Raw genomic sequence first — 14,824 nt, forward strand, 5'->3', positions numbered from 1 at the left:
TGACTTTCCTCCCTATTCTGCTTTTCTTCCAAATGAAAACGTATCTTCTTTTTCCTTTTTCGGGGCAAATCTGCCTTTGACTTCCAAAAGCCTTTTTTCCATAATGGAAAACATGGCTTCCACCTGCTCCTGTGTATACTCATAATTGGTGCGGTTGGAAAGGTTCTCAAGCCTGCCGATTGCATCAATGACCTTGTTCACACGATACTCCCCAAGACGGACAAACTTGTCCGCCTTGCTCTCATTGTCCTGTATTTTCTTTGTTTCTTCTGCTCCCATTTGTTACATCCTCCTTTTATTTTTTCTTTCCTGTGAATTTCTTATTGGGAAACTCCATGACAAACTTAAACTGCACTCCGGACTTTTCTTCTCCGTCCTTTGTGTAGTGGTATTCTTCCGTACCGCTCGGAATGATATAGGCATCGTATTTCTTGCCCGCCTTGCTTGTAAGCCCCTTTAGCAACGTCTTTTTCCCGTCAAGCAGGCTTTCCACCTGTTCATCTGACAGGGAAACGCCCATGATCCGGCTTACATTCATGCCGCACTTATTCTTGCAGAAAGCTCCGTATTTTCCCTTTACCACCTCTCCGCCGCAGTTCGGACATTTACCAAGTACCTTCTGCTCCTGTGCGAACATCTTTTTCTGCTCGTCACTGACTTCGTGGTAGGTGTGGATTAAGTCAGATACCATTGTTTCAATATCTGCCATAAAGTCCTCACGCTCCATCTCTCCCTTTGCAACAAGGGTAAGGGCATTTTCCCAATCAGCGGTAAGTTTCGGTGACTTTACCACATCGGGAAGCACCGTAATCAGCTTCATTCCATCCTCTGTCGGTATGATCTGCTTTTTCTCACGCTTCACGAAACCGTCCTTGACTAACTTCTCTATAATGTCTGCTCTGGTGGCAGGTGTACCGAGTCCTTTGCGCTCCACATCGTCAGTCATGTCCTCGTTTCCGGCTCGTTCCATTGCAGACAAAAGGGAATCTTCAGTGTAATGTTTTGGCGGCTGTGTGAAATGCTCGGAAACCTTTGTCTGCTCCACTGCAATCATCATGCCCTCATGAAGCTCCGGCAGTTTCTTTTCTTCCTCTGCATCCGATTTATCCTCTGCGGTTTTATAGGAATTTTTGAAGAAATCCTCAAATTCCTTCCATCCATTTTTCCACACTTCCTTGCCAGATACCTTAAATACAGTATTGTTGCAGGTAATCACTGCCTTTGTGGAATTATAAATATGCTTCTCCCCGGTCGCACACAGCAGACGGTTTGCACAAAGGGAAAGTATCTTCATTTCGCTCTCCGGGATTGCCTTTAAGTCCTGCTTGATGATCTCCATGGTAGGAATGATTGCGTGGTGGTCCGTCACTTTCTTGCTGTTCAAAATTCTTTTAATATCTGGATTGAACATGATATTCTGCTCAAATAACAGAGAATTGAAAATCGCTTCGATCACATTTTTTGCAGTACCTTCCATGTCATCGGAAAGATACTGGCTGTCTGTTCTTGGATAAGTCACTAACTTTTTCTCATAAAGGCTCTGCGTATATTCCAATGTCTGCTTGGCAGTAAAACCAAACAGACGGTTTGCATCCCTCTGAAGTGTTGTAAGGTCATAGAGCTTCGGCGGTGCTACCCACTTTTCTTCCTTTACCACGGAAGTGACAAGAGCCTGTCCGTTTTCACAGGCTCCTGCAATCCTCTCTGCTTCCGTTTTATCACTGATATGCTCTGATACCGCATCCAGACCATTTCCCATGATGTGAGCCATATAATAGGCTTCTTTCTTGAAATTCATGATTTTGCTTTCACGATCCACCAGCATGGCAAGTGTCGGTGTCTGCACTCTGCCAACCTTCAATGCCTTACCGCCATATAATACCGTAAAAAGTCTTGTCCCATTGATACCCACAAGCCAGTCTGCTTCCTGCCTGCATAATGCTGAATGATACAAGTTATCATAGTCGCTGCCTGGGCGAAGATTATGGAAGCCGTCACGGATAGCACTCTCCTCCATAGAAGAAATCCATAACCGCTTCATCGGTTTTCTGCACCCTGCCATGTTGTAGGTCAGGCGGAAAATCAATTCTCCCTCCCTTCCGGCATCGGTTGCACACACAACAGCATCTACCCTGTCATCATGCATGAGCTTTTTCAAAATCTGATACTGTGCTTTTGTATCACTTTTCACTTCATGCTGCCATTCCTGCGGAATGATTGGAAGGCTCTCATAGCTCCATTTCTTCCATGCTTCCTCATAGCTTTCCGGCTGTGCCAGTTCTACCAGATGTCCCACACACCATGATACCAGATACTCATTGCCTTCCAAATATCCGTCCTTACGCTGTGTGGCACCAAGAACTGCCGCAATGCTCTGTGCCACACTCGGCTTCTCTGCAATTACAAGCTCCATCTCTATTCCTCCCCATTTTCTTCATCATTCTCGTTGTTGTTATCTTCATTGTCATTCTCGTCTGTGTCTACTGATTCTGTATCATCACCACCATTTATGAATGCTTCGTCGGAATCCTGCTCGGTTTCTTCCTCGTCATCATAATCGTAGTCCTCGTCAAGCTCGTCCTCATCTTCATCCTCATCAATGAAGTTTTCCTTTTTCTTCTTGGATTTCACAACATATACCACTCCGATCACAGCTACCGCAGCAATGCCCATTAAAATATATGTAAAGCCGGAACCATCTGCTTTTGCGGTATCCTCTTTCGGCTCACTTGTATCTTCCGTGCTATCTTCGGTGCTGTCCTCAACACTTTCTGCTCCCTGTGTTTTATCTCCTGTGGTATCAGCATTATTGTTTGATAATGCGCTGTCTTTGGTAGGGATTGCAGATTCCAATGCCGCTGAATTTTTCGGAAGTGTCTCGCTGTTATCCGCTGTGGTATTCAGCAGGTCGTTTTCACTGACTTCTGTAAGGAAATACACCTTTTCATCTTCCCCATCACGATCAATCACAAGATAAAATACCTTTTCTGATGCAGTCTGGATTGTGTAAAATTCCTTGCCTTTTTCTGTGGTCTGGCTGTCACTGCTCTGGTCTGCATCCTTAGAAATATCTCCCGTACTTGGAGATTGCTTTGCTGTTGCGGAACTGCTTGAAGTTGTTCCACTGCCTGTCTGGGAAACTGTATTTCCATTCACATCCGTTTTCGTATGCTCCGTAACCTGTGCGGTTGCAGAGCTTGGCTTGGTTGCAGACGCATCCACCGGAAGCTGCTGTGCCGGATCTTTTTCACTGCTGTCCTTATTCTCCGGATCGGTGTAATACGGATTGGCTGTTTTATAGATTTCAGAGGTATTTCCTGCATTATCCATGGCAGAAATCGTGAAATACTGATACCCTGCATCGAACTGTTGCAGACGGATATTCAAGGCTCCATTCGTATGCTCTGTAAACTCATAGCCATTGACATAGATTGCCTTGATACCGGAATCCGTATCATGTGCCTGAATGCTCAAAAGACCGTCGCTGACTGCCGCATTTAAGGTAGGCTTTGTAAAATCAAAGCACTTGATGTAGCGGTTTTTCTCGTAGGTCTTGCCCTTCTGGTCTGTGACCTGCACATAAATGGTGCTGTTCTCGGAAATCTCTATGTGCATATCCTCGGTAATGTCCGTCCAGCTTCCATTCTGTCCGACTTTTGCCTTTACTGTCTGAATGGTAAAATTACCGGAAACTATCGTATCTTCCACCTTGACAGTTACCTTAGTGGTATCATTATGCCATCCAGACGGTGTATTGATTGTGATTTTTACACTCGGATTGATATAGGCACATTCCTTGTAATCCTTTGCACACACCTCACAATCTTCATTTACTGCATACTGACTGCATTTTTCCTTGCAGGTGCATTTTGCGGCAGGCTGTGTCTCCTCAGTTGTGCCTTCTGTGGAATTTTCTGTTGTATTCTCCGTGGACTGCTCTGTATGATTTTCTCCACTACCGGAACTGTCCTTGTTATCAGTGCCGGACGCTGTGCTTTCTGCACTGCCTTCTTCTGCCGCACTCTCTGTTTTCTGCTCTGCGGTATCCTCCGCATGAACCTCCACAGTATTTGCCCTGTTGGCAAAAAATGCCCCAATCGGCATACAAAAAAGTATTGCCGATAGCATAAGGGACACCACTGCCCTAGCCGATAATCTCCTGTTTTTCATTAGTCGAATCCTCCTTTTCCTGTTCCCGTTTCTGTAATAGATTTCTGACTTCATCCTCACTGAGCTTATTAAGCATCTGCAATCGCTCGGATGAGATTTTATATTTCCGAATGATCTTCATGGCTTCGGCATCCTCCGCCATCTGTTTCTGCTCTGCAAGGTCTTTTTCCTTTGCCTGTAGCTGTGCTATCTGCTCCCTGACCTTTTTAAGCTGTGAATTGATTCGCTCTACTGACAAAAATAATTCCTCCCTTCGCTAATTCAATCTTCCAAAACCATAAAAATGGCTCTGCCAGTAAGAGGTATTGATTGAGGTGTACTGGATTGGATCGCCACAATGCACCATCGTACCGTTTCCGCAGTAAATGCCAACGTGTGTAACCGGACGTCCCGCATTATAAGTTCCGGTAAAAAAGATAATATCCCCTGCCTTTGCGTCTGCCGCTGATACCGGAGTACACTGGTCATAAATGCCCTGTGCGGTGGTTCTTGGCAGGTTATGTACGCCGCTGTTTGTAAATACCCAACATACAAAGCCAGAACAATCAAAACTTGCCGGAGCTGTTCCTCCAAAGGTGTATGGCATTCCCAGATACCTGTTTGCTTCCCGCATAAGCGTCTGTACGGTTGCATCATCATAAGATTCCGGTGGTATCACATTGCCGGTTCCTCCTCCGGTGCCGCCCGGTGTTTCTCCATAAATGGTCTGTTCTCCTGCTTCAAAATAAAATAACGGGTTATAATACTCCCCGTTATACAAGCACTCGATATGAAGGTGGCTTCCGGTACTGCTTCCTGTATTTCCGCTTTTACCTATATTGTCACCTTTTTTTACACTCTGCCCTGCGGACACATTTAAGCTGTCCATGTGGGCATATTTTGTGGTATATCCCTTACTGTCCGTAATCACCACATAATTCCCATAATAGGAATCGTAAGCTGCTTCCATAACCGTTCCATCATGTGCTGCATGTACCATGGTTCCAGTCGGTACTGCTATATCCACACCCCTGTGAATCTCCTCGTCTCCTGTGTTTGGATTTTTCCGGTAGCCATAATAACTGCTGATATAGTAGTACCAGTAGTAATCCACGGGTGTTCCAAATACCTGTAACCCGCCTTTTGTCTCCGTGTAGGCGGCAAAGATTTCTGCCTGTTCCGTATCCATACGTCCGGCAACAATGCTCTCAAGAGGTGTGACCGTTAAAGTGACTCGAAGGATTGTTACGATATATTCTTCTTCCTCCTCATACTCGTATTCCTCGGTACTGATGCTTCCATCTGCATTTGTAACTGTTCTGGTTCCGGTCTTTGTGACTGTCCTTGTCCGTGTCTCCTCCACTTCCTCAGTAGTAAGGGAATACATGGCATCAAATAATTCCTGAATTTCACTCTCCATTTCTGCGGCAGTAAATTCCGTATGGACTGCGGAAAGATAACTGATCAGTGTATATGGATCATGCCCGATTGCACCAAGGTTATAATCGTATTCATCATATCCCGGATAATCAGTTTCAATCCGGTCAATCTTGTTTTGCAGCTCCATTTCCTTTTCTGTAAAAGATAAATCTGCTGCATCAATCTCTGCCGGAAGGCTAAGATATGTGCTTGCCATCGTTGTTGTCACAGTTCCGGTAAACATGGAACCGCAGCTTGATAATGCCGACATGATCATAATAAGCAGAAGAGCAAAAATACCCACTGTGATAATCAGTGTTTTATTTTTTGTGGCAATCTCCTGTAACTTCTTTGCAATGCCGGTTGCAGCATTGGCTGTCTTTGTAAATGTTTCCTTTGCAGTCTTGGCTTCTGCTCCTGCCCGCCTTGCCTTGGCATACTCACGCTTGATACGCTGTTTCTGTAGCTGCCTTTGCAACTGCTTCTTTGGACTGTTGCCCTTTAGATGTGGATTTTCACTGATGAATTTCTCATACTCCAGCTTCATATCCGCTGTGACCTGTTTTTTCTGCAATCGCTCTAATCGGTCACGCTTTCTCTGTGCCTTGCTCTTGCGGTGATATTTCATGTAATGGTAAACATCTTCTGCACGCTGTTCTGTCTTATGTGCACCCTCCACAGCAGAATTATCCTTTTCTGTCTCTGCAATCTTTCGATGCACAAAATACATATTTTCGGTCTGGAGTTTGTGAACCGCAGCTTTTCCAAGTCCGTCAGGCTTGAATGGCTTCTCCACTTCCACCGGAACCACCACATACTTTGCTTTTCCGGTCTGTTCATCAAAGACACGTTTCATCTCATACTGCCGCTTTTTCGGCATCTTGTCCTTTGCTTTCTGTAACTTCTGACGACTCTTTTCCGACTTATCAAAAGCCTTCTGTACTTTTTTGTCGGTAAATTCTTCCGCCTGTCCCTGCGAAAATGTGGCATCCTTTGTCTGGAAATCTCCATAATCGGACTGCTTTGTATTTTCTGACTTCGCACGCTCTCTGTGTGCGTGTTCTCTCTGCACACGCCCTTTGTGATATTTTCCTTTTTCCTCAGACCGTTGGTAGGTGTCCCTGACATGAACCTCATTTTCCATCGTGCTGTCAGAATCCCCCGGCTGTTCCTCCTGCATGAAACTGTTTTCCTTTAAGAATGCCTTTTCCGCATCGGCTTCTGACTTCTGGACATTGTGACCAGAAGTGTTCTGTTGCTGTTGCAACTGACGGTAATATTTCTTTTTATTGCCCGTTTTTCTCTCTGCTCCAGTTTCCGACTTTTGGACATTGTGACCAGAAGTTACATTTTTTGTATCACTGCCATGGTTCGCATCCCGTGGCAGATTGCTCACAGGCTTCTCATTGGCATGAAAATGATTTTCCGTAGGAAAGGTGTTATCCTGCCTGTGTTCTGTGTGTTTTGCTCCAGTCACTTCCTTATCCTTGGAAAATGTCTCTTTTTCAAATGCCTTTACTGCCTGCTTCTTCTGTCTTTTTTCTGCCATTTTATATTGCGTCCTCCTTCTGCACCGATTCCTCCGGCTTGGTATTCATAATTCTGTAAGTCTTGGTGTCTGTCGGATATTTGTCTACAAATGGAATTACCACATTGTCAAACAGTATCAGACCACTTCCCGGCTCGGAGTTGGTGACATAGGAAAGCTGCTTATCAGATAGTCCCAGTTTATCAGCGAGAATTGCCTGATCTTTGGCATTCTGATTTAACAGATACACAAAATCGCTGTTACCCAAAATACCTTCAATCTCCTCAGAACGAAGAAAATCGCCCACGTTCTGCGTCAAACCTGTCGGAATACCGCCCCATTTTCTGAAACGCTTCCAGATTTCCACGGAATAAATAGCTGTCTGCTTCTCCTTCAGAAGAAGGTGGAACTCATCACAGTAATAACGGGTAGCAATCTTTCGCTCCCTGTTCTGCGATACCCTGTTCCAAACCGCATCCTGCACGATTAACATACCCAGCTCTTTCAACTGATTTCCCAAGTCTCTGATGTCAAAGCACATGATACGGTTGCCGCTGTCCACATTGGTATGGTGGTTGAAGTAATTCTGTGAACCATGCACATACAGCACAAGGCTGTTTGCGATACGCTCTGCCTTTGGATTTTTGTGTGCTAACAGGGCATCATATAAATCCTCCAACAGCGGCATATTTTCCGGCACCGGATTTTCAAAATATTTATCGTAAATATGACGGATGCATTCGTCGATGATACCTTTCTCATCATTCTCCAGACCGTCCTTGCCACCTGCAATCAGATCACACAATGTAATGATAAAATCGGATTTCAGCTTTAACGCTTCCTTATCCCCCTTATGGGATAACTGTATATCCATAGGGTTCAGATAGTCTTTGGAATTGGTGGCAAGTTTTACCACCTGTCCATGTAGTGCTGCCACAAGAGCAAAATACTCTCCCTCCGGATCGCAGATGATAATATCGTCCTTTGTGATAAGAAAACAGCTTAAAATCTCACGCTTTGCACTAAAACTCTTACCACTTCCGGGAGTACCTAAGATAACTCCGTTTGGTGTACGGAGCCTTTTGCGGTCTGCCATGATCATGTTGTTGCTGAGTGCATTTAATCCGTAATAGATTGCCGGTGCAGGCATAAATAATTCCTGTGTGCAGAATGGTACTAAGATTGCGGTACTCTTTGTGGAAAGGGTACGCTCAATTCCGGTTTCATTGCACCCAATCGGTGCAGATGCCATAAGGCCCTGCTCCTGTAAATACTGTAAACATCTGAGGTCACAGTTTGCCTGCTGAATGATACCGGACACTCTCTGCATTAAGCTCTCCAGTTCCCGCTTGGTTCTGCCATAACAGGTAATAAGGAATGTCATATTGATCATCTTCTGATTGCTCGTATTCAAATCATCCAGAAATTCCAGCGTATCCTTTTCATAGGTCACAATATCCGTTGGAAGAATATCCATATCGTAACCGCTTCGGACTGCCTTTTTCTGCTCCTCAATCTTCATCTTCTGGATATTGGAAATGACCGCTTTTAACTTCTTGATTGCCTTTACCGGATCTTCCGTCTGCATGTGCATGGAAATCGTAAGATTAGCATCAATATCCAGAAGATGCTTGATCAGCTCGTCCGTAAACTTCGGTGCGATAATATCCAGATAGGACACACAGCCATACATATTCCCTGACTTAAAGCGGTTCGGATAGCGGAAATCAAATCCCGGCGGTGCAATATAGTCCTTGACCGACTTACCGGATTCTGCCAAATCCTTAAATGAAAAACGGAAAGGCTCCATCGTATCCTGATTAAAATATTCATGCAGGATGCGCAGTCTTTCCTTTCCGTCCAGTCCCCTCGCAAGGGTTCCTATGTTGTTTAAGTTCCGTATGACATCTTTTTCAATGTTGTTAAGGCGGCTCTTGGCTTCCTTGTAGCCGTTGCTTTCTACACCAAAAATCAGATATTTTGATTTGATGATACCGTTGTTGCCCTTTGCCGCCTGCTTCTTTAACATCTCCGTGTATTCCTCACGGATGTCGTTAAAATCATCCTCCTGCCACGGAATGTCAAACTGTTCTGTAAGCATCTGCTCGTTGACCTGCCTGTTGAAAAGCACCAGTTCAAACTTCACAGACGGATCAAAATAATTGATAAGCTTGCTGTACTGTGCCAGTATGTCCGCCTGGTCATCCACTTCCAGAAGCTCATAGTTTATATCAAAAAAATCCACCATCTTTGTATAATAACGGTGGCTGACCTGACAGATACCATCACGGAACATCTTTTCAAAAGTGATCGTCCTTTGTGCGGTAGTCGGCTTTTCTTTCTCAATGCTCTTTCCCGATAAAATATGCTTTAACTGTATAAGACGCTTCTTTTCTGAAAAGGTAAGACCGCCACTTTTACTGTTGTTCCTGCTATTGCCTTTATAACTGCTTTTTCTGCGGCTTTCCGGTTCTGCCTTTTGCTTTTTCTTCAAGATAACGAACCTCCCTTCGTATTTTTTCTTTCTCTTCCAACTGCTTGTATAAGTTCTCTGTCCGGTATGGTCTTATGCCCGGTGTGAGTATCTTCTGCCGGAGCATAAAATACAAAATCTTCTCCGCCGGAAACCCGTTTTTCTCATACATCGCAAAAAAGAAGAACGGAAGCATTGCTCCCATCATAAGAAGTGATGCGGCTGATGTCCCGATCAGTCCCTTCGTCAAAAAATACAGCGGGATGCCCGTTACTGCCGCACCACTGAAACAGATAATCTGTCTCTTTGTTAAATTCAGTGCCACTTTTGTCTTGATACCGGACAAATCCTTTGGCACCTGCACAGATATTGCCATGTCGTTCCTCCCTTAGTGCGCATTCCAGATAGATTTTGACAACGAACCTGTCTTAAACAGGGAAAAGCATAAAATAACGGTATATGCTGCCACCGACCAGAGTGCCGTATGCAGGTTGTCGGATACTGCCACACCAGCCACAAGCACTGCATAGATAGCGACACACACCATCATAAAAAATCCCTGAAATGCAAGGGCGCAAAGTCCCTTAAAATAATTGGTTCCTATCGTTCCCCATTCCCGGTTGGTTACGGTTGCACAGGGAACGGGTGCTACTGATACATAAAGATATATTTCAATCATTCGCCCATAAAGAATGACGGTGATAAGGACTGACATGATTTTCATACATAAACTGACGATCATGGTCTCCATCCCCAGTCCTAACAGCTCGCCTATGCTCATCTCCGAAAACTGCTCATTGAACATCGTTTGCAGCGTACTTGAAACATCAATACTGGTTTCCCCGCTGATTGCTGCCGCTGCGGAATTGACGATGTGGCTTCCCACATCAAATACCGCCATTACAATGTCAAAAGTCTTGCTTAACAGCATGACTGCAATACACGCTTTCATAAAAAAACGGATAAAAATTGCCGTATTGAAGTCATGCAGGTTATTCTTGTCAATAACCATGGAAATAAGCTCGTAGACGAGTACAAAACTGATGATCATTCCCGCTATGGGAATCATCACGTTATCGGACAGGGTTTTTATCATGTCAAAAATACCGGAGTTCCAAGTGCTGGGAGTTTTGCTGACCTCCCCTGCAATCGTGCCTACCTTGTCATTAACATCGGTAAACATGGTTTCAAAGTTGGTCAGAACCCACCCCTGCAACAGTTCCTTTATGAATTCAGTAATCTTATCAATGATCCCACCCATGAATTATGAAAACAGAGTGGTAAGCTGTGGAATTACCGTCTGTGCCACAATGATGATGCCACCGCCACTCATAAGCTGTTTGATGCCCTGTGATTTTATTGATGTGCGATAAAGAAGTAATAGAAGTGTAAAAAATTTTGCCGTTCCTATCCGGCACTTAGCTCTTGTGTCGGATAGGTCGGGCGGTTATTCGGGCAAGTCCACCTTGCCAACAAAAGAATAATAAATCTCAATGTCCTGTCTGCGGGTCTTGTTCTCGTCATAGCTGCACTCATGCACAACGATTTTCTCTACAAACTCCCGCAGCAGAGTAGGGGTAAGTTCTTCAAAGCTGGTATGCCGCCGGACAACATTCATAAACTTTTCTGCGTTCACGGTGGCTTCCTGTGCTTTGGAAAGCTCCGCTTGGATAGCGGCGGCTCTTTCTTTCAGCTCCCGTTGTTCTGCTTCATAGTCTGCCGACAGCTCTGTGAAACGCTCGTCTGATATGCGCCCGGTCACACTGTCCTCATACAGCCGCTTGAAGATAGCGGATAACTCGGCTATGCGTTTCTCGGTGGCTTCCAGCTCCTTTTTCTTGGCGGCGTTCCTGCGCTTGCCCCCGTCCTCGTTCTGCTCAATCAGGAGCTTCATAAACCGGGCTTCATGCTTTGCCGCATAGCTGGTCACTTTCCGCAGATTGGAGAGTACACCAGCGGTCAAGAGGTCGGTGCGGATAAAGTGCGCCGTACAGTCATGGGTGCGTTTCTTGTAGTTGCCGCAGATATAACAGTCCTGCTTGCGCTTGTCCGTCTGGTATCGCTGCTGATACATCACACTGCCGCAGTCTGCACAGAACAGTATGCCGGAGAACAAGCCCACTTCATCATAGCGGTTGGGGCGTTTGCGCTGCTTGCGAAGCTCCTGCACCCGTTCCCATGTTTGGGTGTCTATGATAGGCTCGTGGTGGTTCTCGAATATCGCTTGCTTTTCCTCCGGGTTTTCTACGCTGTGCTTGACTTTGTAAGAGAGTTTTTCCGTCTTGAAGTTTACCAGGCAGCCCGTGTATTCCCGGTTTTCAAGGATATGCACAACGGTATTGGTCGCCCACTTGCACTCATAGCCGGGGTGGTAGCGGCGGGTGCTGCCCGTCCTGCGGTATTCCAGCGTCCCCGGCGTGGGGATTTGCTGCTCTGTGAGCATACGGGCTATCTTAGTCGGACCGTTCCCGGCAAGGCAGAGGTTGTATATCTGCTTGACTACGGGTGCAGCTTCCTCGTCAATAATGAAATTTTCGTCCTCGTCCATGAGGTAGCCATACACAGGCTTGCTTGTGATGGGCTTGCCACTCATGCCTTTTGAGCGTTTTACTGCTTTGATTTTCTTGCTCGTATCTCTCACCAGCCATTCGTTAAAGATATTCCGCAGCGGGGCAAAGTCATTGTCGCCCTGTGCGCTGTCCACTCCGTCATTGATAGCGATGAAGCGGACACCTTTCTGTGGGAAAATCATTTCCGTGTACATTCCCACTTGCAGGTAGTTTCGCCCTAACCTCGACATATCCTTTACGATAACTGTCCCGACTTTTCCGGCTTCAATGTCCGCAAGCATGGCTTGAAAACCGGGTCTTTGAAAGTTCGCACCAGAATAACCGTCGTCCGTGTACCAGCGCAGATTGGAAAAGCCGTTCTGCTTTGCATAGGTTTCAAGAATACGCTTCTGGTTGGAAATGGAATTGCTCTCGCCTTGCAGCTCGTCCTCATGGGATAGTCTTGGATAAAGGGCAGTGATTTTCTGGGTGGTCTGTCTTAACATAAAATCCTCCGTTTCCGACAGCCAGCCCCACTATTCCGTATTTCGATTATACCACATGGGGCGGCTGTCTGTATAGCGGCTTCTGCTTCTTTACCGCCCGGTAAAATGACGATTTTTCTGTGCGGCTTGTAGCGTTAAGGCGAAAGCTGGGCTTTGTGTCCTGCGGCGGCTTCCGCTTCCAGCACTTTCATCATCTTGTCGGCTGCGGTGTCGGTTGCGCCCTGCTTGAAGAATCCGGAAACGGTAAGGACGGAGTTGCCCATGCGGATTTCCGTTACACAGTCCGGGCGGCGGTCTGTTTTGGTGGTGCTTGTCTGTTTGGTTTCTGTCATAGGCTCTCCTTTCGCTGCTTCGTCAGTTGCTTTAATCGTTCCAGCTTTTCCTGTGCGGTTTCCTTTCGGAAATTGCTGCCCGTGAAGCGGACGGGGGCGCACATGGAAGTCAGCCTGTCATAGATACGGGCGTGGGGCGTGTCCTGCGGGTGCTGCAATTCCTCCAGCGTGAGGTTGGTCGTGGCGATCAGCGGCTTGCTGCTTCGGTAACGACTGTCAATCACGCTGTAAACCTGTTCCAGCCCGTATTCTGTCCCTCGCTCCATACCGAAATCATCAAGTATCAGCAGGGGATAGCTGCAAAGGCGGGAAATATATTCGTTCCTGCCCTCAAAGCTGGCAGCAAGGTCATTGAGTATTGTTGCAAAGTTTGTCATACAGACGGCAACCTCTTTCTCCATAAGGGCGTTGGCGATACAGGCGGCAAGGTAGCTTTTTCCTTTCCCCACGCCGCCCCAAAACAGGTAGCCGATATTTTCAGCCTGCATGGTTTCCCAGCTCTCCACATAAAAGCGGGCGGTTTCGGTCTGCGGGTTTCTGCCGTTGTCATGCTCAAATGTCCAGTTCCGCATAGCAGGGTCGGTAAAGCCCCGGCGTTTCAAGTCCTCCACTTTTTCAAGGTGCTTCTGTCTGCTTTCAGCGGCTTCCCGTTTTTCACGGGCTGCCCGCTGGCAGTCGCACTCTGCCGGGTGTCGGTCATGCCCTAACCATTGGGCGGTTTCTTTTGAAAAGTAGGCTTCTTTGGGCGTATGGCACTTGCCGCAGTATAAAAGCCCGTCCTCGCCTGTGTAGTCCTCCGCTTCGGCGGTAGTGGCTGTAATGTCCGTAATCATAGCTTCAATCTCGTTTCTCATAAGCTCTCACCCTCCTTGCATGAATAATCGGGTATGCCCTGTTTCGGGGCAGCCTTGCCTTTGGCAGCGTCCTCCTGCGCCCACTTGTAAATGGTGGCTGCATGGCTGTGGTACTGCTTCCCGGTGGAAGCGATATGGCAGGAAAGCCGGTCAATATAATACTCCCACTTGTCGGGCAGCTCTGTTTTCAGCCCGGAAAGCTCTGTATCGGTCAGTATCACATTGTTGTATCTGCCATAAGCGGCGGGGGCGGGGTGTCCCGTTTCTCCCTCTCTCTCTTTTTCTATCTCTATCTCTTTCTCTAACTCTATCTCTATCTCTGGTGGACGAATGTCGGACAAATGTCCGCCTTTTGTCCGAGACGGTAAAAGTGCCTTGTTTTCCAGCCTTGCAGCCCGTTTTCGCTCGGCTTCGGTAGAGGACTGTCCTATCATCAGCTCAATATCGGTCATATAAAAAGCCCCGCTGTCAAGCTGCTCCACAAGCCCCAACTGCCGGAAAATCTCTAAAGCCCTTTCAACCGTCCCTATCTGGTGGCGGGTCAGTGTCGCTATCATCTGCGCTGTGTAGGGGATATGCTCGTCAAGCTGCAACTTCCCGCCGTTTTTCAGCGATTTTAAGTACAGCTTCAAGAGGATATTGGAATATAAAATCCCGTCTTTCATATCTTCCAGCAGCACAATGGAGTCGCTGTCAAAAAAGTTCTCTTTCAGCTTGAGGTAGTAATACTTGCGGTTATCTGCCATTGTCCCTGTCCTCCTTTTTCCGGCGTTTGGAGTAGTAGCGGGGGCAGAGTATGATAACCGCCCGGAAGCTCTGCTTGCAGCTATGGGTACAGCCCCGGCAGAGGTCGTTGTATGTGATACGGTCGCAGGTGGTATTCCCGACTTTCACTTGCCGCAGGAAAAAAGACCATTCCAGCCGCCGTTTCTTGCTCATTCTTGGCATGGGTGCGCTCCTTTCTGCCGTTTCCGCTGGTGTGACGGTATCGGCGGTAATTCTGTATCATCTCGG

Annotated in this window: 14 protein-coding genes; all 14 read right to left on the reverse strand. The window is 46.6% G+C overall.

Annotation, left to right across the window (positions count from 1 at the left end):
• Positions 1-12: 12 nt before the first annotated feature.
• Entirely contained in the window at positions 13-279 is a 267-nt protein-coding gene (locus RIL182_RS10325) for a hypothetical protein (RefSeq protein WP_006859511.1), read from the reverse strand.
• Between the two features lie 16 nt (positions 280-295).
• Complete coding sequence (locus tag RIL182_RS10330; protein ID WP_134523282.1) at positions 296-2,413, reverse strand: type IA DNA topoisomerase; 2,118 nt, start codon at positions 2,411-2,413, stop codon at positions 296-298.
• 2 nt (positions 2,414-2,415) lie between these two features.
• Positions 2,416-4,170, reverse strand: coding sequence for a CD1107 family mobile element protein (locus RIL182_RS10335; protein ID WP_134523284.1), 1,755 nt, complete (start codon positions 4,168-4,170; stop codon positions 2,416-2,418).
• Positions 4,145-4,408 carry a DUF4315 family protein gene (locus RIL182_RS10340; protein ID WP_006859507.1) on the reverse strand — a complete coding sequence of 88 codons (264 nt, stop codon included), beginning with the start codon at positions 4,406-4,408 and terminating at the stop codon, positions 4,145-4,147. The genes RIL182_RS10335 and RIL182_RS10340 overlap by 26 nt, the downstream gene beginning before the upstream one ends.
• An 18-nt stretch (positions 4,409-4,426) precedes the next feature.
• Positions 4,427-7,117 (reverse strand): CD1108 family mobile element protein, encoded by a 2,691-nt coding sequence (locus RIL182_RS10345; protein WP_006859506.1) that lies wholly within the window; start codon positions 7,115-7,117, stop codon positions 4,427-4,429.
• A gap of 1 nt (position 7,118) precedes the next feature.
• On the reverse strand, positions 7,119-9,590 hold the full coding sequence (locus RIL182_RS10350; protein ID WP_134523286.1) for a VirB4-like conjugal transfer ATPase, CD1110 family: 2,472 nt from the start codon (positions 9,588-9,590) through the stop codon (positions 7,119-7,121).
• Complete coding sequence (locus tag RIL182_RS10355) at positions 9,538-9,945, reverse strand: PrgI family protein (RefSeq protein WP_134523288.1); 408 nt, start codon at positions 9,943-9,945, stop codon at positions 9,538-9,540. The genes RIL182_RS10350 and RIL182_RS10355 overlap by 53 nt, the downstream gene beginning before the upstream one ends.
• A 12-nt stretch (positions 9,946-9,957) precedes the next feature.
• Positions 9,958-10,830 carry a VirB6/TrbL-like conjugal transfer protein, CD1112 family gene (locus RIL182_RS10360; RefSeq protein ID WP_117831473.1) on the reverse strand — a complete coding sequence of 291 codons (873 nt, stop codon included), beginning with the start codon at positions 10,828-10,830 and terminating at the stop codon, positions 9,958-9,960.
• A gap of 3 nt (positions 10,831-10,833) precedes the next feature.
• A complete protein-coding gene (locus tag RIL182_RS22305) occupies positions 10,834-10,980 on the reverse strand; it encodes a Maff2 family mobile element protein (RefSeq protein ID WP_082241409.1) in 147 nt (48 codons plus the stop codon).
• Positions 10,981-11,016: 36 nt separating this feature from the next.
• Positions 11,017-12,624 (reverse strand): recombinase family protein, encoded by a 1,608-nt coding sequence (locus RIL182_RS10370; RefSeq protein ID WP_134523290.1) that lies wholly within the window; start codon positions 12,622-12,624, stop codon positions 11,017-11,019.
• A 134-nt stretch (positions 12,625-12,758) separates the two neighbouring features.
• Positions 12,759-12,956 (reverse strand): transposon-encoded TnpW family protein, encoded by a 198-nt coding sequence (locus RIL182_RS10375; protein ID WP_006859738.1) that lies wholly within the window; start codon positions 12,954-12,956, stop codon positions 12,759-12,761.
• On the reverse strand, positions 12,953-13,810 hold the full coding sequence (locus tag RIL182_RS10380) for an ATP-binding protein (RefSeq protein WP_006859737.1): 858 nt from the start codon (positions 13,808-13,810) through the stop codon (positions 12,953-12,955). The genes RIL182_RS10375 and RIL182_RS10380 overlap by 4 nt, the downstream gene beginning before the upstream one ends.
• Positions 13,807-14,556, reverse strand: coding sequence for a phage replisome organizer N-terminal domain-containing protein (locus tag RIL182_RS10385; protein ID WP_006859736.1), 750 nt, complete (start codon positions 14,554-14,556; stop codon positions 13,807-13,809). The genes RIL182_RS10380 and RIL182_RS10385 overlap by 4 nt, the downstream gene beginning before the upstream one ends.
• Positions 14,546-14,758 carry a hypothetical protein gene (locus RIL182_RS10390; protein ID WP_005927784.1) on the reverse strand — a complete coding sequence of 71 codons (213 nt, stop codon included), beginning with the start codon at positions 14,756-14,758 and terminating at the stop codon, positions 14,546-14,548. Before RIL182_RS10390 ends, RIL182_RS10385 begins: the two co-directional genes overlap by 11 nt.
• Between the last annotated feature and the right edge of the window lie 66 nt (positions 14,759-14,824).

It is taken from the genome of Roseburia intestinalis L1-82, from assembly GCF_900537995.1.
Classification (GTDB): Bacteria; Bacillota; Clostridia; order Lachnospirales; family Lachnospiraceae; genus Roseburia; species Roseburia intestinalis.